Genomic DNA, 21260 nt, shown 5'->3' with positions numbered 1-21260 from the left:
GATATGTTTACCCAATGTCCGGCGATAGCCCAACAGCACGCCAAAACAAAGCGCCCTAAACGGTAGGTTCAATCCCCAGGTGCTCAAAGGTGCGAAGGGTTGCCTGACGGCCCTGCGGCGTACGAATCATCAACCCGCACTGCAGCAAATAGGGCTCATAGACATCCTCGAGCGTGCCCGGGTCCTCGCCCACCGCGCTGGCAAGGGTCGTAAGTCCCACGGCACGACCGGAGAACGTCTTAGCAAGCGTCTCCAAAATGCGAATATCCATCCAGTCCAGCCCGAGCTCGTCGATCTCGAAGAACTCGAGCGCCTGACGGCAGATATCGAGCTCGATGGGGCCGTTGCCGCGCACCTGTGCGTAATCGCGCACGCGCTTGAGCAGGCGGTTGGCAAGACGTGGCGTGCCGCGCGAACGCGAGCCGATCTCGAGCGCACTAGGATGGTCGATCGTCACGCCCAGGATAGTCGCCGAGCGCGTCACAATCTGCGCGAGCTCCTCGACCGTGTAGTAATCCAGGCGATATGAAATGCCAAAGCGGTCGCGCAACGGGCCGGTCAACATGCCTGAGCGGGTCGTTGCCGCTACCAGCGTAAACTTGGGAATATCCAGGCGAATCGAGCGCGCCGCCGGACCCTTGCCAATCACGATATCGAGGGCAAAGTCCTCCATCGCGGGGTACAGGACCTCCTCGACCGAACGGTTGAGGCGGTGGATCTCGTCGATAAACAGCACATCACCCGGCTGCAAGTTAGTAAGGATGGCCGCTAGGTCGCCCGTGCGCGCGATGGCAGGGCCACTCGTGGTCTTGATCTGAGCGCCCAGCTCGTTAGCGATAACGGTGGCCAGCGTGGTCTTGCCCAGGCCCGGAGGACCCGAGAAGATCACGTGGTCGAGCGTCTCGCCACGGCTCTGCGCCGCTTCGATCAACACGCGCAGGCTTTGCTTGATGTGCTCCTGGCCGCAGTAATCGTCCAGGCGCTGAGGGCGCAAAGTGCGGTCGACATCGAGATCCTCGGCCGTCAGCTCCGAGCCCACCATGCGCTCGCCGTGCGCCATGGATGCCGCCGGCGAGTTACCGGGCGTCGCCCACAGGTCCTGAGAGTCATCGGCTTCCCACATCACGCATCCATTCCGAGTCGCTTAAGCGCCGCGCCGAGCAGATCCTCGACACGCATATTCTGCCCATCATACCCGCTCAGGGCAACATCGGTCTCCTGCGGGCTAAAGCCCATGGAAAGGAGCGCCGCACGGGCATCATCGATCGCCGAGGGAGCGGCAGCGGGCACGGGCATCGCAACCTGTCCGGGAATCACGTCGACCGGCACAAAGCCCTTATCCTTGGCAAAGGTGCTCTTGAGTTCCAGGATCAGGCGCTGAGCTGTCTTTTTGCCCACACCGGGTACCTTGGCCATGTCCTTGTCGTCCTCGGCCATCACCAGCGAATACAGCTGCCCCACGGTATAGGTGGAAAGCACGGCAAGCGCCAGGCGCGGACCAACGCCCGAAACGGACACGAGCCGGTCGAACATCGTGCGCTCATCCTTTGAGGAAAAACCGAAAAGTGTCATGGCGTCCTCGCGCACCTGCATACGCGTGTAGAGGCGGACCTCGCCACCGGGCGTCGGCAACGTGGCCGCAGTGCTGCCCGAAATGCCGAGCTCAAAGCCAACGCCCGACACATCGACGACAGCAGAGCTCATCGTGGACTCGACAAGCGTTCCGTGGAGCTGGGAAATCATCAGTATCCGGTTCCTCTCTGTTGATAGAACTCGCCACCGGTGAGGGCGCGGGTGCGGCTGAGGTTTACGTGGCAGATGGCGCAGGCCAGGGCATCGGCGGCATGGTCGGGATGCGGGTCGTGGTCGAGCTGTGTTAGCGTGCGTACCATGTAGGCGACCTGCCGCTTGTCCGCGGCGCCGGTGCCCACCACAGCCTGTTTGATCTGCATGGGCGTGTACTCGCCAATCTCGAGCGCGCACTCCGAAAGCGCCACAAGCGCAGCACCTCGGGCATGCGCCGTGGGAATGGCCGAACGAACGTTGGCACCAAAGTAGATGCTCTCGACAGCAGCCGTGTCGGGTCGATAACGCTCAACGACATCCTTAAGGTCATGGGCGATGTGCGACAGGCGCACCGCGAGCGGACTTCCGGCACTGGTCTCGATGCAGCCATAGGCACGGCAGCGAACCTCGCCACGCCGCTCCTCGATAATCCCCCAACCCGTATGAGCCAAACCGGGGTCAATGCCCAAGATAACCAAGCCGACCTCCCCTCGCCACAAGCACAGCGCAAGGCAAGGCCCCGCGCATCATTCACGAACGTCTGTTCTAGAATAACACAACGGGGTCAAGATGCTTAGTTGAAGTATCAGGGTTGGGAGCAAATCCCATCCCCAGTTTAGTTCTGCGAGAAAAAGGGAAACTGCCTCGGATCCACCGGCGGATGCGGCATCGAGCCACCCTGGGGACTACCTTGCGAGCCGCCCTGACCGCCCATCATCTTATCGATGGCGTCCTGAACTTCGCCCTCGAACTTTTTCATTCCCTCGTGCAAACGACGCTGACCGTCCTCAGAGCGCAGCTCCTCCATTTGCTCGGGCGAAATACCCAGTAGCTCGCCCAGCACGCCCATCATCTCGTTTCGCACGCGCTCGCTCGTATCCTCGTCAGCAAAACGGCGCACCTCGGCGCGCGCCAGCGAATCGACCGTCATACGCTCCTTGCCGTTAAGCCCCAGGTCGGACCACGCGAGCATATACGGCCAGGCACGCTCGGCAAACGAACGGGCCGAGACGATCGGCGCCATCGGCAACATGCGGCGGGCAGCCTCACCCTGTCGAACGAGCATCAGCAGCAGCGAGCAGGCCTCAGGCTTGCCAGCGGCCATCGGGATGTCGTCGAAAGCTCGATTGCGGTCCACGTGCGCCTCGAGCGCGCCATCGACCTCACCCGGCTCAAGCCCGCCGAGCAGCTGTGCCGCGCGGTCGAGCATATCGACCGGACCGTCGATCGTCGAGAGCGCTTGCGCCAGCACGCGCTCCATGCAATCCTCCACCGCGTTGAGCGTCACGAGCTCTTGGGGCACCACGGCAGACGTGCGGTTGCGCACACGCGCCACAAACTCAAGCGTCGACAGGTACACATCGCCAAAGGGCGCAAAGTCGCCCTGGTAGCCGCCGCAAAGCGCCGGCGCCGCCAGCGCATACTCGGTTTTGGACAGCGGGCTCAGCGCCATCGCACCCAGCTCGAGCGCCGTGTCCTCCAGCATGAGGCCCAGCGTGCGCGAGCGCAGACGCTCGGCATCGCCCGCCGACACGTCGCGATCGAGCACACGCGCCGCATCCGGTGCATCGCGCTCGACGGTGCGAATGTGCAAACGCTCGGCGATGGCACGGACGGCGGCACAGCGGGCAGCCTCGGCCTCCTCCTGCGCCGGCGTAAAGATACGGTTGCGCCCCAGCACCAGGCCAATTACGTTACGCGAACCCAGAGCGTCAACGGCCAGCGCCGCCAGCAGGGATGACGGCAGGTCACCCTCGAGTGCCACCACAGCACGCGACGCACCGTGGGCCCGAGCGTTGTCGCGCACGGCGAGCACCAGCGCCTGCCACAACCACTCCTCGGAACGGAACTCGGGCAGTTCGTGATCTTCCAGGGCATCGAGCATCACGCCGCGCTGAATCTCCTGAACCAGCAGGCTCTCCTCAAAACACGGCGCCTGGGCCACCACGCGACCGCAGTCGTCGAGCACAAACGAACCGCCGGTATACACCGACTCGTCATAGGCACCGACCGGCGCCATGCAGGCAAACCACACGCTGCGCTTGGATGCGATCTTGCGGTAGGCGCCGCTGCGAACGGCGGCAATGGCGGCAGTCTCGCGGTCGGTCATGTCAAACGCGTTGAATTGGAAATACGCGATGAGGTCGACGCCGGTCGGCAACATCTCGAGCTCGCGGTCCAAGTCAAAAATCACGGCGATGCGCACGCCGTCCACGTCGAACACCGGCGGCGCCCAACGCGTGTCGTTGTTCTCGCCACGCTGCAAGGCAATGCTCGAACGCGCCGGCACCACATGACCGTCCTTGAGCATCATGTAGTCGAGCAGCGGCTGGCCTTCAAACGAAACCGCCGCGGGCACGATGCAGATCATGTCAAGCTCCTGGATACGCTCGGCGACACCAGTCAAACCGGCAAGCACGTCGTGCTCAAAGTCGGCAGCGCCCACCAGGCCACCGGGCATGGCGCCCATAAAGAGCGGAGCCGGAACGCACAGCACGCGCGCCCCGCGCTCGCGGGCCAGACGAGCCTGGTCCTCGATGCGGCCGCAAATGCCCTCAATATCACCCAGGCGCATATCGATCTGTGCAAGCGCGAGCTTCATGGCTCAGCCCTTTCCGTCGTAAACCATCGAAATCGCAGTAAAAGCGCCGGCCGCATAATGCAGTCGGCGCTTGCATGTGCATATGCTAACTATGATACCCCGAGCGGGGGCGCGCTCCTAGAATGTCGCGGACCACAGCCCGTGCAGGTTGCAGTAGGCATAGACGGTACCGGTCTTGGAGCCGCCCGCGAAAAACGTCGCGGGTTTCATGCCGGGCTCAAGGTAATGGACCTCCAGGCGGCCCTCGGCCTCAAGCGCGATCCACTCGATGTAGTGCTCGGGCAGCATGGGGTGCTCCGTCGAGCCCACGCGCGCGCGAATGACGTGGCCGTCGCGCTCGATCTCGACAACAGGCACGTGCTTCTCGTGCGCCGCATCCTCGGTGTTTGCCGTCAGCTCCGTGCAGCCGGCAGGGGTCGCAACGCCGTCGCCAAGGGCGGCAACGAGCTTGCCGTCGGAGTCCTTAAAGAATTTCGCCATGATGTTCTCCTTTGCTGATGTGCCGATGTTCTTGATGGTTCTTATGCCCAAAGGCAGGCAAACCATCCATGGCATTGCAAATGAACACATAACGGATTAGGCAAGCGGTCGGGCCAAAATGCGTCGACCGTCCTGCCCACTCCAGCAGTCCCACCCCGCGCGCGGCTAGCGCCCGTCGCCGCCGAGCAGCGCCAGAACATCTTCGCGGGTAAACAACGCCGACGAGATGCCGTCGCCGCCGAGCACGCTGTTGACCAGATCGCGCTTGGACTCCTGCATCTGCATAATGCGTTCCTCGATCGTGTCCTTGGCGATGAGTTTGTACACGGTCACGGTGTGCTGCTGGCCAATGCGGTGGGCGCGGTCGGTCGCTTGGTCCTGCGCCGCCACGTTCCACCACGGGTCGTAGTGGATGACCACGTCGGCAGCCGTCAAATTAAGGCCCACGCCGCCCGCCTTGAGCGAAATCAAGAACACCGGCACCTCGCCTGCCTGGAACTGCGCAACCATCTTGGCGCGGCTCTCCTTAGACGAAGCGCCCGTGAGCTTAAGGAAGGCGATGTCCTCCTTAGACAAGCGCTTGCCGATGATATCGAGCATACCCGTAAACTGGCTGAACAACAGGATGCGATGCCCGCCGTCGAGTGCGCCGTGCACGAGCTCCATGCACGTATCGAGCTTGGCGCTCCCCGCCTTGTAATCCTCGTAGTGTAGACGCGGGTCGCAGCAGATCTGGCGCAGCTTGGTGAGCTCGGCGAGCACCTTGAGCTTATCTTTCTTAAACTCCCCGGCCTCGCGGTGCTGCACCTGCTGGGCGATGCGGTCTTGGTTGGCCAGGTAGAGCTTGCGCTGCTCGCCGGCAAGCTGCGCCATCACCGTATCCTCAATCTTCTCGGGCAGGTCGGCCACCACATCTTCCTTGACGCGACGCAGCACAAACGGCGACACGAGCGCCTGCAGACGAGCGGCACTGTCGCCCTCGGCATGCTCGACGGGACTCTCAAATCGCTTGGCAAATGAGTCGCGCGTGCCCAGAAGACCCGGCATCAAAAAGTCGAAGATACTCCAAAGCTCGGACAGGCGGTTTTCGATGGGCGTGCCCGTCAAGGCAAAGCGCACGCCGGCCGGCAGGCGCTTTGCAGCGCGAGCCACCTGGGTGAGCGGGTTTTTAATGTACTGGGCCTCGTCGAGCACTACGCGGGCAAAGTCCTGCTCGACATATTCGTCGATGTCGCGACGCATGAGGTCATACGACGTCACGACCACGTTGTGCTCGGCGACACCGGCAATTTGCACGCGACGCTGGGCCTTGGCGCCCACGATGGCGTACACATCAATCGAGGGGGCGAAGCGCTCCAACTCGGCAGCCCAGTTGTACACGAGCGACGCGGGGCATACCACGAGCGTGGGCTTGGTGTCCCCCGCCTCCACGCGCGCCAGGATATGCGCGATCATCTGCAGCGTTTTGCCCAGACCCATATCATCGGCCAAAATGCCGCCAAGGCCCAGATGCTCGAGCGAGCCGAGCCACTGGTAGCCGTCGACCTGATAGCCGCGCAGTGTGGCCTTGAGCGAGACCGGCACCGTAAAGTCCATCTTGCCGAGCGTGTCCAGGCGCTCGACGGTACGGAGGAACGCAGCGTCGCGATCGGCCTCGAGCGCTGGCGTGCGCGCGAGCATGCTATCGACAAAAAGGGTGCTCGACGCGGGAAGCGACACGCCGTCGAGCAGGTCGACGGCATCGACGCCCAGGTCCTCGGCAAGGCCAAACGCGGCGCGTGCTCCCTCGTCCAGGCGAACGATGTCGCCGGACGTAAGGCGCGCGAACGTCTGGTGGCGCTTATACGAATCGAGATAGATGGCAAGGTCGGCCGCCGAAAGCCCGCTCGTACCCAGCTCGACGTCGAGCAGGTTGCTCTTGACGGTGGCGCGCACCGAGAGCTTGGGCGCAGGGCGGACCGAAATCTGGCGCAGGCGGTCGCTGAGCATGACCTCGCCCAGCTCGGACAGGGCAGACAGGCCCTCGGTCAGCAAGCAGAACAGGCTCTCGTCGTCGCGCTCCTCAAACGCCAGGCCGCCCTCGTAAAAGTCGAAATACAGGGCCGCCGTGTCCATAACGCGAAACTCTGCTATCTCGTCGCGCGGCGGCACGCCCGGGCGTTGTTCTTCGAAGGGGCTTCCCGGAGCACCCAGGCTAAAGAGATCTGCCGACCAGTCGCCGTAGGAAACCGTAATCTTGCAGGTCACGAGCCCGTCTTCGACACCGATTGCCATGGCAAAGCTCGGCTCGGGCGCCACGGTGTCGAGCACGGCGGGCGCGGTAAGGTCGGTGTAGTCGCGCAAAATGGGCAGCGCCATACGACAGAACTCCCCCACCTGGTCGACAGCGATATGGATCGGCGTGCGACAGGGCAGTAAGCGCGATAGGAACGGCGCCGCATGCTGGGCAAACGCTACATCGGCGCGGCGCGCACGGCGGGTGTCGACCAGATAGGCAACGTCGCCCGAAGCAAAGCAGTATGCATCGGCCGGCAGGCGTAGATCGTAGCTGCCGCCAGCCGCCGGCGCGATTTTGGCGGCAAGGAGCGGTGGGCGCTTAGACAGAGCCTCGTCCTCCCCTTCCGGAGGCATCTCAACCGCCACGTCATAGGTGCGATGCGTCGTCGTCCCCCGTGACCAGGCGGGCTCAAAGGAGATGGGCTGGCCACGCAGCAGGTCCAGCACATATACGATGCTATGCTCGGACAGCGGCAACTGACGCTCGGCGACAAAACCGCTGCGGGCAAAGTCGTACGACGCCGAACGCGAGCTTGTGATGTCATCGAGATAGGCAACTGTCGTCACAACAAGGTTGAGCAGCTTTGTCGACACGTCCTCGAAGGCTTCGGGCGTATGGACAAACGTGAGCTTCTTGCCGTACGAGAAGGTGCCGCCTCGGACATAGGCGTCGGCCATGCCGTCGATATCCTTGACCACGTAGGAGACCGATCCACAACGAATGCGAAGCTCGAGCGCCCAGCTAAAGCGGTCGGCAAACAGTGGATTGTAGTACGGCACCAACGAGGGCTCCAACACCGCCTTGGGGGCATCGGGATCCACACTGCCAGCGAGCTTGCGGCGCATGCTCGCCAGCTCATCCATGCGTGCGTCCGAAAGATCGGAGAGCGCCGCCATGAGGCTGGGACTCGTGGGGACGGGCGCCGGAAAGGGAAAGTTGGGGTTGACCGAAGATGCGCTAGGCGCGGGGCGTGCGGACTGTTTGGATTGTGCGGGCGGTGCCGTAAACGTGCGGACCGGCGTACGCAGGCCCTCGACAGGCTCGGCGCCACTGGCATCCAGATACGCCAACGCCGTGGCGATGGCGTGCTTGCACATGCCGGAATAGCGGAAGGCAGCGGGGCAATCGCAGTCGTAGTCAATAACCTCGTGCTCGTCCATATCGAGCGCCACGTGCGTCTTGTACAGGTCGCCGCGCGAGCCACGCACCGTGCCCTCGATGTTCACGTTTTTGGAGAAGCGCGAGCCGGAGTCCTCAAACGACAGCACGGCACCGTTGAGCATGAGCGAGCGCCCCTTCATAAAGGTGCTGCTAAGCGCCGCCTCCTTACGAAGCGCCTGCACAAACGTCCCCTGCGCCATCACTTCCTCCAATCTCACCCGGGGTAGCTAATTTGGGACGGGGCTATTTTAGCTACCCCCATATGTCGGTTGAGATGCATTCCGACCCCGACTCATTCGCCGTCAGTCAAAGGGTAGCTAAAATAGCCCCGTCCCAAATTAGCTACCCCGCCAACGCCGTCCTTAAATTACCGTCACTCTGCCTTGGTTACCCACAATCGCCTTTGCCTCAGCCAGCAGCGGAATCGAGCGCGCGTTGACCTTGGCAGGCACCTCGGCGCGCAGCACGCGCCCGTCCACCTGCTCGATAAAGATCTCCACGCGGTCGCCGCCCGGGTTGGCGGTAAGCACCGTGGCAAGACGCGCCATATTGCCCTGGCTAAAGCGGCTGTTGGGCACCATGACCTCAAACACCTTGGGCTTGTTGTTCTCCTCGTTGAGCTCGAGCGGCACGATCTCCTGCGCGATGATCTGGTCGCCGCGGTCCGAGCGCTCGAGCTTGCCCTTAATGCGCACAAAGGCATCGGACAGCTGCGCGCCGGTCTCGGGATCGACCTCGCCGTACAGGTACCCCTCGGCCTCCTTGTAGGTCTTGGGGAACACCACGACCGTGGCCTCGCCCTCCATGTCCTCGAGCTGCACGATACCCATGGGATCGCCGTTTTTGGTCACGCGCTTGGACACGCTCGAGACCATGCCGGCCCACCACAGCGCCTTGCCCTCGGGAATCTCCTGGTTGATGGTGCCGCCCGTGGGGTTCTGAACTTCGTAGCCGGTATCGATCTGCGAGAACGAGAAGTCGCGCGCCTTGGCTAGTGCATACTCAAACGGACGCAGCGGGTGGTCCGAGACGTAGATGCCCAGAACCTCCTTCTCCTGGCTCAGCTTAAGGTGGCGGTCCCATTCCTGGCCATCCGGATCGGGCACGCTCACCTCAAAGCCCGAGCCCTCAACGTCGCCAAACATATCGAAGAACGACGTCTGGCCGCTCGCGCGGTCCTTCTGGCGCTTTACCGCGGCATCGATGATGTTCTCGGGGTTGTTCTTGTCCACAAAGTGCATCATCTGGCGACGCGGATACCCCGTGGAGTCGAAGGCGCCTGCCTTGATCAGCGATTCGATCACGCGACGGTTGGCCTGGCTCGAGTCCACGCGCTCGACAAAGTCGTGCAGCGTCTTAAACGGACCGCCCGCCTCGCGCTCGGCGATAATCGCCTGCGCCACGCCGGTACCCACGCCACGGATGCCGGCCAGACCAAAGCGCACGCCCTCCTTGGTAGCCGTGAACTCGGTACCGGACTCGTTGACATCTGGCGAAAGCACGGGGATGCCGTCGTGACGGCACGCCGAGACGTAGTGCACGATCTTGTCGGTCTTGCCCGTGTAGGACGTCAGAACGGCCGCCATGTACTCGTGCGGATAGTGCGCCTTGAGCCACGCCGTCTGCATAACCAGGATGGCGTAGCCGGCGGAGTGCGACTTGTTAAAGGCGTAGGACGCGAACTCAAGAACATCGTCCCAAATCTTCTGGGCGACCTCGCGCGTGTAGTTGTTCTTGATAGCGCCGTTCATCCAGTGGTCGTAGGTGGTCTCGTCCGAGCCATCCTCCCAGTGCAGCACCGTCGACGTGAGCAGCTTGATCTTTTTCTTAGCCACGGGCTTACGGATACGCGAGTCCGATTCGCCCTTGGAGAAGCCGCACATCTCGACGGAGATGAGCATAACCTGCTCCTGGTAGACCATGGTGCCGTAGGTTTCGCCCAGGATGTCGTCCAGACGGTCGTCGTAGGAGACGGCCGGCTCCTTGCCGTTCATACGGTTGATGTAGGACGAGACCATGCCGGCGCCCAGCGGGCCCGGGCGGTACAGAGCGATCAATGCTACGACGTGCTTGTACTCGGTGGGCTTCATGTTCTTGATCGTGGCCGTCATGCCGGCGGACTCGACCTGGAAGACGCCGGCGGTGTGACCGGAGCCCATGAGCTTAAAGATCTCGGGGTCGTCAAAGGGAATCTCTTCCTCTTTGATGTCGATGCCGAAGTTCTTTTTGATGTTTGCCTTGGCCTTGGAGATAACCGTCAGCGTGCGCAGGCCCAAAAAGTCCATCTTGAGCAGGCCCATGTCGGCAACGGTATGGCCCTCGTACTGGGTAATCTCGACGCCGCCCTTGGTGTCGAGCTTGGTGGGCACGTGCTCGTTGACGGGGTCACGGCAGATCAGAACGGCGCACGCGTGCACGCCCTCGCCACGGGTGAGGCCCTCGATCGAGAGCGCCGTGTCGATGATGCGGCGGGCGTCGTCGTCCTTTTTATATGCCTCGGCAAAATCGGGGTTAAACAGATCCTCTTTGCCGGGTTGCTTTTCGAGCACCTGCTTGAGCTTGACCTTGGGGTCGCTCGAGACCATCTTGGACAGACGCTGGCCCATGTAGACCGGGTAGTCCAGGACGCGAGCGGCGTCGTTGATGGCCTGCTTGGCCTTAATGGTCGAGTAGGTGATGACGTGGGTGACCTTCTCGGGGCCGTAGAGCTGGCGAACGTGCTCCACGACCTCGAGGCGCCGCTCATCGTCGAAGTCCATATCGATATCGGGCATCTCGGTACGCTGCGGGGACAGGAACCTCTCGAACATCAGGCCGTTCTCGAGCGGGTCGAACGCGGTGATGTTCATGGCGTAGGCGACGATAGCGCCGGCAGCCGAGCCACGGCCGGGGCCGACGCCGATGCCGTTGTCCTTGGCCCATTGCACGTACTCGGCAACAATCAAAAAGTAGGCGGCAAAGCCCTTGTCGCAGATGACTTTGTATTCGTACTCAAAGCGCTCTTTGATGTTAACGCCACCGATCTCGCGCGTGGCCCAGTCGTCGCCGTAGTGCTGGCGCAGCCCCTTCTCGCACTCGCGGCGGAACTGGCTCTCGTGCGTCTCGCCGGGGTCGAGCAACGGGAAGCGCGGCAGGATGATGGAATCCCAGTCCAGCTCAACGTAGCACTTGTCGGCGATCTCGAGCGTGTTGTCGCAGGCCTCGGGGCAATACGGGAACATCGCCCGCATCTCCTCCTCGGTCTTCATGTAAAACTCCGAGCCAGTCATGCGCATGCGGTTGGGGTCGTCGACCTTGGCGTTCATGCCGATGCACATGATGACGTCCTGCACGGGAGCGTCCTCGCGGCGCAGGTAGTGGAAGTCGTTGGTGGCGATGACCTTGACGCCTACCTGCTTGGCGATGTCGATGAGCGTGCGGTCCATCTGCTCATCGGTCAGGCCGTTGTCGGTGGTGATGCCGTGTTCCTGGATCTCGATATAAAAGTCGCCAGGTTCGAAGGTATCACGGAAGGTCTCGGCCCACTTGATGGCGCCCTCCATGTCACCGCGGTCGATGTATTTGGGAATGATGCCGGCGATGCAGGCGCTGGTGCAGATCATGCCCTTGGCGTGGCGGCGCAGGTTGTCGAGCGTCACGCGGGGCTTGTAGTAAAAGCCCTGCACGGCTGCCTCGGAGACCGTCTGCATCAGGTTGACGTAGCCCTCCTGGTCCTTGGCCAGAAGGATCATGTGGTAGAGCTCGGGCTTATGGTCGCGAGCAAGGGTCTCGTCCGGCGTAAAGTAGACCTCGCAGCCAAAGATGGGCTTGATGACCAGAGGCGGCTTGAGCTCGTCGATGTTGCCCTTCTCGTCCCACATGGCCATGTCCTTCACATACTGGGCATGCTCGCGCGGGTTTTCCTCGGGATCGGGCTCCACCAGCTCGTCGCGGCGATCCTTTTCCAGGAAGGCCTTGTCGTGGCTCCAGGTTTTGTACTCGGGCGTGTTGTGGTTGACGGCGTCGCAGGCCAGCGCCAGGTCGGGCACGCCATACATGTAGCCGTGGTCGGTAATGGCCACAGCGGGCATACCCAGCTCAACGGCACGGTTGACCATATCCTGGATACGGGTTGCGCCGTCGAGCATGGAAAAAACAGTGTGATTGTGCAGATGGACGAATGCCATGTGATGAGCTCCGATGCGGGTTCGTGTTCTGACTGAACGATTTTACCGCACGGCACGGACAGCACCCGAACCTAGCCAAACCAACACGGCTCCTCTTGCAGTTGCGGTGAAATACGGACTGTTTGGCGGCTTTTTTGGCCAAAACAGTCCGTATTCCACCGCAAGTTATCTGAGGGCTAGAAGTTGTAGGTGACCACTTGAGGTTCGGCGGGTTCGACGAAGAGGGTCGGATCCGGCTGCTCCACGCGGACGAACTTGACGGTCACGGCCTCAAAGCCCGCCTTGTGCAACACGTCGGCGTAAACGCGCGCCTGCAGGGCGTGCTTCTCGAGCAGCTGGTCCGGCGTCTCGTCCGGCGTGCCGCCCGTCTTGTAATCAATGACCAGGGCGCGCGACGGATCGGCCGGGTCGGTGGCCAGTGCATCGATGGCGCCCTCGGCATAGGCACCGTAGCGAGCGATGTCCTCGTCCTCGCAGCCCAGCGAAAAGAGCGGCACCTCGGCGCGAACGCACGGCCACGCGAGCAGATCGGCACGAACAGCCGACTTGAGCCAGCGGTTCAGGGCAACGTCGAAGCGTTCGCGCTGCTCCGGCGTCAGGCGCCACAGGCGCGCCAGAGCATCGGCACGCTCAGCGGGCAGCGCATCGGAACCCATCTCGATCAGCCACTGGCAGGCGGCATGGAACGCCGAGCCCAGCGCCATGGGGTTGCCGGCGGGCTCGACAGCGGCCACGTCCGCATCCGTCATCTCGGAACCATCCGACTCCGCATCATCGCCAGCCTCGTCCATGGGCACACGCGCCTCGGCGGCACGGTCTTCTGTCTCGGCATGGAGCGCCGCGGCGATTGACGAGTAGCTATACGAGTCACGCACCGGAAATGGACAGATGCCCATGCGCACGCCCACTGCCTGGGGATACACAAGCTCAAACGAATCGGGCTTGGGGTCGGCAGGACCAGGGACGATTGTACTGGCCGAATCGTCGGCAGCATCTGCATCGGCATCGCCGCGGACAAGCCTGCCCTCGACATCCAGCGAAGCGTTGGCCTCAAACGCCTGCTCGCCAAAGGTAAAGCCCGCGAGCGAGATGAGCTCGTAGTCGCCCGGCTTGGAGTTGTCGAACACCAAACGGTCGCTATCGAGCTGCGGCATGTCCAGAGCGTCCGTCGGCAGAATGCGGCGCAGGACATCGTAGGTCAGATCCGTCTCGACATCGAAGGTCGGCGCCGCCACCTTGCCGCGGCTCACGCCGGCATCCATCGCCAAGATCACCAGCTCGCGCGCACGCGTCATGGCGACATAGAGCAGACGAGCCCGCTCCTCGAGCGAAAGCTGCAGGTCGTCGTTGCGCAGGCGAACGAATGCCTCGGCGGGAGAACCCGTCGCGCAGACATCCTCCATGAGCTCCGGCGGTAGCCACAGCGACGTGCCCTTGCCCTTAAACGCGTGCTCAAACTGCTTTTTGACGTCGTCGCCCTTCACAAAGGTTCCGTCGGTGAGCTTAACGCCGTCGAAGCGTGCCGGCAGCGCCACGACCTGCGCTCCTCCCTCGACGCGACCCATCTGTGCCGCACCCGAGGGCTTACGCACGCCAAAGCACTCGGCGACCGCCACGACCGGATATTCCAGACCCTTAGAGGCGTGAACCGTCATGATGCGCACCGCGCCGTCGCCCTCCTCGTTGAGGGCACCCGGGGCTTCCTTGCCCGCCAAGAAGCGGTCGAAGGCCAGCGCGATGGAACGCGGCGAGTTACCGAACTCGGCCTCCGCCTCGGCCACGGCGTCGAGCGCCTTGAGCACGTTGGCGGCAATGGCCTTGCCTTCGGGACCGCGCTGTGCCAGACGCACAAACCAGCCGGAGGCGTTGACCACGTCGCGCGCGATGGCGGCGAACGAATCGCGGCCCACGCGACGAAGCGCATACCGCAGCACCTCGCGGGCGCGCGTCACCAGCGGCAAGTCTTGCAAACCCGGCACGTCGAAATCACTCATGATGCCCGCATCGATGTTGCGGCGCGACGTCTCGCCTGTCTGCTCGTCGAGTTTGGTCGCCAGCGCCAGGAACTCCTGGGCGCCGAGCGCAAACATCGGCGAGGCGAGCAGCGGCATAAGGCCCTGCGCCGTATCGGCCGGATTGGCGAGCGCGCAGACCAGGGCACGCACCGTCTGCACCTCGGCAGCCTGGGCAAAGACCGAGCCGCCCGCGATGACGCAGTCGAGCCCCTGATCGCGGAAAGCCTGCGCGTAGACATCTGCGTTGGTCATGCGGCCCAGCAGCAGCACCATGCCGCCCTGGGGCTGGCCGGCATCGGCAAGTGCGCGGAAGCGTTCGGCGATCGCACGGGCCTTGGCCTGCGTGCGCTCCTGCGTACTGCCGCCGGCAACAAAGAGGGCCTGGCGACGCGAGGCGTCCGCCACCAGCGTGTCCTTGCGGCCGTCGCTCGCCTCAAGATCCAAAAAGCCCTGCATCAGGCCGCCATCGTCGCCATCAAAGACGCGCGCCACGTAACGCAGCACCTCGTCATGGCTGCGGAAGTTGCGCACGAGCTTAACGAGCTCGCCAGCAGGGGCGTCGGCCGCGGCAGTCGCCTCGGGCGCGGTAGACGAGCCCACCTTGCGCTCCTGGCGACGGAAGACCTCGACCTCGGCGCCGCGGAAGCGGTAGATCGACTGCTGCGCATCGCCCACGGTACAAAGCGCACGCTCCCCCGCGCCGGTCAGGTAACGGATCAGGTCGACCTGCATCTGGTCGGTATCCTGGAACTCGTCGATCATGACCATCTTAAAGCGGCCCTCGTAGGCGGCTCGGATGGCGGGATAATCGCGCAGCGCCTCATATGCCATGCGCAGCAGATCGTTATTGTCGAGCGCGGACTGGTCGGCCTTGAGCGCACGGTACTCCGCCTCCACGGAACGGGCCAGGCCCACCAGCGCATCGAGCGCCGGGCCACCGCAGGCAAGCACGATATTGATAAACGCATCGGCGGCCTCGGCCTTGAGCAGCTCGGCTTGCTCCTTAGGGAATGCCTTGCTCGCGCGCGGCATGGTGCACGACATCATGAGTCGCGCCGCATCGGCCATGGTCTTGCCGCTCGCCTCGAACGCGTCGATGGCATCGAGCGCCGCCTGCGCCTTCTCGGTCGAGGCCTTGCTCGCACCCAGCGCCGCGCGATAGGCATCGGCGAGTGCCGAGGTATCGGCCTGGCCGCGCGCCACGCGCACGTCGTCCATACCGCCCGGCAACTGGCTCGACAGCTCCAGCAGGTCGCGCACCAGACCCTTGATGGTCGCACCGCCGCCAAAGGAACCGCCCTCGCCCGCCATGGGATACCAGGCATAGAGGGCCTTGAGCGATGCCGCGAGCTCGGGGGCGGCATCGGGTGCCGTCGCGCGACCCAGCACATGCTCAACAGCCTGATCCATGAGCTCGTCGGTATCGGTGAGCACCGTGAACTCGGGGTCGATGCCCAGCTCCAGCGCGTGCGCGCGCAGGATACGCGAGCACATGCCGTGAATGGTCGAAATCCACGCGTCGTCGACGGTCAGTGCTTCCTCGTCCATACCCTCGTCGATAAGCGCACGGCGCACGCGGTCGCGGATCTCGGCCGCGGCATCCTTGGTAAAGGTAATGGCGAGCACCTGGTCCAGATGCTCGACGAACGGACCGGATTCGGGCGAGAGCGCATAGACGATGCGGCGCGTGAGGGTAAAGGTCTTACCCGAACCGGCGCCCGCCGAGACAAACAGCGGGCGGTCGAGCGTTTTGACAATCTGCAGCTGTTGCGGCATCAAAGTCGAAAGATCCATGGTCTACACGTCCCTCCTTACAAACGTTCCTTCGTGGTTATACGAGCAGCGGGCATGCGCGGCCTGCGTCGACGCCGGGTCGACAGCAGCGACGTTGCCCGCCTCGAGTTCGCGCAAGCGCTCGGCGATGCCGGCCTCCACGCGATCGAGCAGGGCGTCGAAGTCCATGCTGCCACCCTCGCCGGGGAAACCTTTCTTAAGGCCCGGGATGCGGCCGTCGCCGCGCTCTTCCTCGAGCAGCTCGGCGCTCGCGGCACCGCGCAACGCCGGCTTGCCGCCCTTGGTCGAAAAGTAGAGCGCCGCGCGGGTGTCCAAATCCAGCGCCCGGCGCATGGCCTGGGCGTAGATAAGCGTTTGGGTATGTGGTGGCAACCAGCGCGGATCGTCGATGGGTGCCGTGCCCGATTCCTCGTCGCGCACCGTAGGGTCGGCGAGCTTAAACTCCTCAACGCCCGTGCGATGCTTGTAGTCGATCACCACGGCACGATTCTCGGCGTCCACGTCCACGCGGTCGATGCGCCCGCCAAGCGGCCAACCGGCATACTCGACCTTGAGCTCGTTGAAGGCGAACTCCAGGTAGCGCGGGGCAAAGGGGGCAAGTGCCTCGGACTCGTAGGCAAGCACACCCTCCAGCTGCGGCAAGATCTCGGCCACCTGGCGCTCCTCCACCGGGGAGAGCGGCACCAGCGGGCCCTCCGTGCCGCGCTTGCCAGCGTGCTCGGCCAACGTCTCGTCAAAGACCTCGTGCAGCAGCTCCTGTGCACGCGGCAGATTCTCGGGCGTCACGCGCTCCATGCCTTCTTGGGGCAGACGGGCATGCAGATGCTCCAGCACGTCGTGGACAAAGTTGCCCTTCTCCATGTTGTCAAAGCCCGCGTCGATAGACTGGGGCTTGACGCGATACGACACGAACCAGCACAGTGGACAGGTAGAATAGGCCTCGATCTGCGAGGCGGACGTCAGACGCGGCACGAGCGGCGCGTTCTCGCCCTCGCCATCGCGACGGCGCAGAACCAGATACGGAATGGCTTCATCGCTCAGGTGCTGAGGGGCTTCGCAGGTCACGCGCTCGCGCTTGAGGCCTTCACCTGCCGCGGGATCAAAGTCGGCGATGATATCGCCCTCGCCCACGCACGTGGGCTTGGCAGCGCCAGCGGCCTCGGCATGTGCCCGCAGCTCGGTCCATACGGCTGCCGGGTAGCACTCTCGCGCCTGGCGATCGTGTGTCACGCGGGCAAGCGCGACCGGACCGCTCGTCGCCTGCATTGCACGGCCAAAGCGCACGCGCAGCAGGGCGGCGGGCTCCAAAGACACGCCGTCGCGGCGCAGCTCGGCCATCAACGTGGCAAGCGGGCCCTCTTCGTGCGAAAGCGGATAGCTGTCCAGGTCGACATCGGCAAACAGCACGGCATCGTAGCCGCCAGGACGCAAAACCGACGCATCGGCAAGCGACACGAAGCGCACTTGCGCCCGTGGCGTGCGATCGACCTCGTAGGTCTCGTAATCGTAGGCGGTGCTGCGCTTGTCCACCTTAGTTCGAACGCCGTCGAGAACCGGCACGGTCGCGGCCTGCGACACGTCGAGCGCGCGAGCATCGTTCATAAGGATGTCGATGGCATGGCGCAGCAAAGCCGTCTCTGCCTGACGACGGGCCTGGCCGTCAAGACCGCCTAGAGCGCGATCGGGCAGCGCCTCTGCAACGGCGAGCATGGCCTTGAGCGCCGTCACGGGTTTGTCGCGCCACAGCGCCTGAAACACGTCCGAGACCACGCACGGCACATTCTTAAACCAATTATCGTCGCTGGCGGCCTTGCGGGCGCCCCTCACCTGGCCCTGCACGCTCTGCAGCAGGCTCTTGACGCCCGCAGCGGTCTTGCTGCGCGACAGGCGCATGTTCTTGTCGAAGCCGCGGGCGCTCGCGGCGTCGGCACCCGAAAGCGGACTGTAGATCCAGTCGGTAAGCTCCGGCGCGGGCCACCACTCGGTCTTTGACGCCATGCCCTCATCGGCGGCCTTCATGCGCTCGATCAGGCCGGCGAGCGCCGTAAACTGCCTGCCCGCGATGGACTGGGAAAACGCCGTGAACTCAGTTGTCTCGGAAGCGATATGACGAGCCGCCAGACGAGAGGCGAGCTCAACGAACAGCTGGGGTGCCCGGGCAGAAACAACGAGCACGCGCACAGGGTCGGCAGGCGTCGCGACGCCGTCGACCTCGGAACCCCGGCACGTTTTTACCAGATCATCAATTGCGTCCGCATAAGCATGAGCACGGGCATGGGGGCCAGCGACCTCAATAAAGGCAGGCTGAGCGGCGGTCCCGCAAGCGGCATCAGACGCGACGGCGTCCTCCCCCAGCGGCGCGACCTCAAACAGCACACCGCGGGCATCAAATGCCACGGCAAGCTCCTCGCGCATCGCCGCCTGCTCGCGGGCAAGCAGCACGACGACCTCTCCCCCATTGTTCGCCACGGCAGACAGTAGCTCGAGCAGTGCGTACGTAAACGACGTGATACCGCGCACGCATACGGCGCGGGTGCACGCCGGCAGGCTATCGGCCAGGACACCGGCCATAATGTCGGCTGCCTCGCAGGGCTCGACCATATCTCGACGGTCCAAACCGTCCGCATATGCGCGCAAAAGCTCGAACACACGAGCCTCGGCATCGCTTTTTGGCTCAGGCTGGCAATTGTTTCCACGGCATCGCTCGGCCGTCGTCCCCGCCACACCCGGCAGCACGTCGCGGGCCATGCGCGCGAGCATGCGCACCGTGCCCTGACTGCGCGAAAGCGGCTGCAAATCGGCATCGTCGAGACGCGTTACCATGTCCGAAAACAGCATCTGGCGTTGCAGGTTGTCCACGAAACCGCGTCCGTCGCCCAAAAGCTCCCAAAGCGAGCGAAGCCACGATGTAGGCGTCTTGTAGTCGATACCTAGTGAAACCCCGGCTTCCGCCGCATCATGACGGCACAGGTCGAGCTCGGCAAACGTAGGCGCCAGCAGCACGGCACGTCCGTGGCGGGCAATAAGGTCGGCAAGCAACGCCGACTCGGCATCGCTCAAATCCGTGCCGGCATTGGTGGTATAGATTCGAACAGGCATGGTCCTCCGCTCAAACTGTTCGCAATAATCAATGTATCCATCCTACCCGCCCAAGCGGACAGATTTGACCCACGCCAACAGATTTCCTCCGTCCCCAGGGGATCAAAAAACCGCCCCCGGAGGAGCGGTTTTGCACAATTCGTTTTTGGCGCGGCCTACTCGCCATCCTCCAGTTTAATGAGAATCTTACGGTAGCCACCGTACTCGCCGTTGAGTGCCTTGGACACACGGCTCACCGTGGTGGACGAAGCGCCGGTACGCGCCTGAACCTCAACATAGGGCTCGCCCTCGTCCAGGTAACGCGCGACCTGCAGACGCTGCGATAGATCACAAATCTCGCGCGGCGTGCAGATATCGGTCAAGAACGCTTGGATATCTTTCTCGTCGTCCAAAAGGCTAAATGCGTGGACCAGCTGCTTGACATCAGGCTTGTCAAACATGTTCTCGATATTCATCGATCACCGCCAAACCCGCCAAAAGGCATCGAAGTTGATACTGACATCGGACATCGTTCGCCCGTTCTATGCAATAGGGCAACGCTTGTGGCTTTTGCCCGTAGCAGTGTAGCACACCACCAAACTAAAGCGACAAGACTCTCTGCCAGCGGCGCGTTTTCTAGGACGAACGCCGTTTTGAAACCGAATACGCACGCAAGCTCCATGAATATCTGAGACAATGGGCGCCCAAACAGGGCCGTGCCCGCGCATCTATCCGAGTTGCAAAGGCACGTGCCTCTCACGCCTCTTTGCCACGTCTTGCGCAAGAAAGGATTTCCACCATGCGCTTTATGCTTAACTGGCTCTTTACCTCAATCGCCATCGCGATCGCAACGTTTCTCGTCCCCGGCATTCAGCCCTTCGGCATAGCCGACGCCTGGGTGTGTTTTGCCTTCGTGGGACTGTTCCTCAACATCGTCGACTCGCTCGTCAAGCCGTTCCTGACGGTCATCTCGCTGCCGCTCACTATTATCACGCTTGGTATTTTTCAGCTCGTAGTCAACAGCTTTATGCTCGAGCTGGCCAGCTACCTGTCGGTCAATCTGCTGGGCGCGGGTATCTCCATTGCCAGCTTTGGATCGGCCTTTATGGGCAGCATCCTGGTATCCATCATGCGCAGCATTCTCGACAGCGTCGCCAGGAACTAAAGCGACCGGATTCGGACCGCCACAACACACCTAAAGAAGGCCGTCCATCGCAACGATGGGCGGCCTTATCATTTGTCGAGCCTCAGAGGGCAAGAAAATCCAGCATTTCTGCCCCGTCCCCAAATGACAGGTGGGGCTAGATGACGTAGTCGTAGCCCTCGTTGGGGGCTACGAGCGCATCGAGCGTCACGCCGTCGAGGTAGTCGTTAATGAGCTTGTCCAGGTTCTTCCACACGTCGAGCGTGGGGCACTCGTCCGAACGCGAGCAGCCCTTGCAGTCGCCGTCTAGGCATGCGACCGGCGCCAGGCTGCCCTCGGTCAGGCGCAAAATCTCGCCCACCGTGTACTGCTCGGGCGGGCGCGTGAGCACATAGCCGCCGCCCTTGCCGCGCATGCCCGAGAGCATATTGGCACGCACGAGCGTGGCCAAAATGTTCTCCAGATATTTCTCCGAAATCCCCTGACGCGCGGCGATCTCTTTGAGGGGAATGCGGCCTGCCGCCTGGTGCTCGGCCAGATCAACCATAACGCGCAGGGCATATCTGCCCTTAGTGGAAACCAACATGTATAGTGCTGCCTTTCGGTCATTTAGTCCGTAGAAATTCTAGCCGAAAAATTGGTTTTGAAAATACCCATTCCCGTCAAGATGGTTAATCGACTCGTAATAATCTTCTATTTCCTATTGCGTTACTAGGCTTTAGTGTCTACTATGCTTGCCAACAGCAAAACGAACAAC

The 21260-nt window shown here is 62.8% G+C and carries 12 protein-coding genes; 1 reads left to right on the top strand and 11 read right to left on the bottom strand.

All coding sequences use genetic code 11. The annotated features are described in order from the left end of the window. Positions 1–55 precede the first annotated feature (55 nt). From ruvB to I2D41_RS07260, 10 genes are all read right to left on the bottom strand, one after another. Entirely contained in the window at positions 56–1123 is a 1068-nt protein-coding gene (gene ruvB, locus I2D41_RS07305) for a Holliday junction branch migration DNA helicase RuvB (protein WP_022095140.1), read from the bottom strand. Further along, on the bottom strand, positions 1123–1743 hold the full coding sequence (gene ruvA, locus I2D41_RS07300) for a Holliday junction branch migration protein RuvA (protein ID WP_195364072.1): 621 nt from the start codon (positions 1741–1743) through the stop codon (positions 1123–1125). The genes ruvB and ruvA overlap by 1 nt, the downstream gene beginning before the upstream one ends. Further along, positions 1743–2264, bottom strand: a complete 522-nt coding sequence (gene ruvC / locus I2D41_RS07295; RefSeq protein ID WP_022095142.1) for a crossover junction endodeoxyribonuclease RuvC — start codon at positions 2262–2264, stop codon at positions 1743–1745. Before ruvC ends, ruvA begins: the two co-directional genes overlap by 1 nt. 137 nt (positions 2265–2401) lie before the next feature. Then, entirely contained in the window at positions 2402–4387 is a 1986-nt protein-coding gene (locus I2D41_RS07290; RefSeq protein ID WP_195364071.1) for an NAD(+) synthetase, read from the bottom strand. A 117-nt stretch (positions 4388–4504) separates the two neighbouring features. Then, entirely contained in the window at positions 4505–4867 is a 363-nt protein-coding gene (locus I2D41_RS07285) for a desulfoferrodoxin family protein (RefSeq protein WP_117655588.1), read from the bottom strand. 165 nt (positions 4868–5032) lie between these two features. Then, positions 5033–8506, bottom strand: coding sequence for a DEAD/DEAH box helicase (locus tag I2D41_RS07280; protein ID WP_195364070.1), 3474 nt, complete (start codon positions 8504–8506; stop codon positions 5033–5035). A gap of 162 nt (positions 8507–8668) precedes the next feature. Then, the gene (dnaE, locus tag I2D41_RS07275; RefSeq protein WP_117716861.1) at positions 8669–12472 is read right to left on the bottom strand and encodes a DNA polymerase III subunit alpha; all 3804 of its coding nucleotides are present in this window, start codon (positions 12470–12472) and stop codon (positions 8669–8671) included. Between the two features lie 176 nt (positions 12473–12648). Then, on the bottom strand, positions 12649–16281 hold the full coding sequence (locus tag I2D41_RS07270) for a UvrD-helicase domain-containing protein (protein WP_195364069.1): 3633 nt from the start codon (positions 16279–16281) through the stop codon (positions 12649–12651). 3 nt (positions 16282–16284) lie between these two features. After that, positions 16285–19380, bottom strand: coding sequence for a PD-(D/E)XK nuclease family protein (locus I2D41_RS07265; protein ID WP_195364068.1), 3096 nt, complete (start codon positions 19378–19380; stop codon positions 16285–16287). 155 nt (positions 19381–19535) lie between these two features. Further along, on the bottom strand, positions 19536–19835 hold the full coding sequence (locus I2D41_RS07260) for a YerC/YecD family TrpR-related protein (RefSeq protein ID WP_022094855.1): 300 nt from the start codon (positions 19833–19835) through the stop codon (positions 19536–19538). 323 nt (positions 19836–20158) lie between these two features. Between I2D41_RS07260 and I2D41_RS07255 the strand changes: the two genes are divergently transcribed. Then, positions 20159–20524 (top strand): phage holin family protein, encoded by a 366-nt coding sequence (locus I2D41_RS07255; protein ID WP_195364067.1) that lies wholly within the window; start codon positions 20159–20161, stop codon positions 20522–20524. Positions 20525–20660: 136 nt separating this feature from the next. Here I2D41_RS07255 and I2D41_RS07250 read toward each other — a convergent pair whose 3' ends face one another. Next, on the bottom strand, positions 20661–21089 hold the full coding sequence (locus I2D41_RS07250; protein ID WP_055250949.1) for an RrF2 family transcriptional regulator: 429 nt from the start codon (positions 21087–21089) through the stop codon (positions 20661–20663). Between the last annotated feature and the right edge of the window lie 171 nt (positions 21090–21260).

The sequence above is a fragment of the Collinsella aerofaciens genome (assembly GCF_015552075.1).
GTDB classification, from domain to species: domain Bacteria; phylum Actinomycetota; class Coriobacteriia; order Coriobacteriales; family Coriobacteriaceae; genus Collinsella; species Collinsella aerofaciens_Y.
The sequence above is the reverse complement of the archived record's forward strand: the minus strand, read 5'-3'. Positions and strand labels throughout refer to the sequence as shown.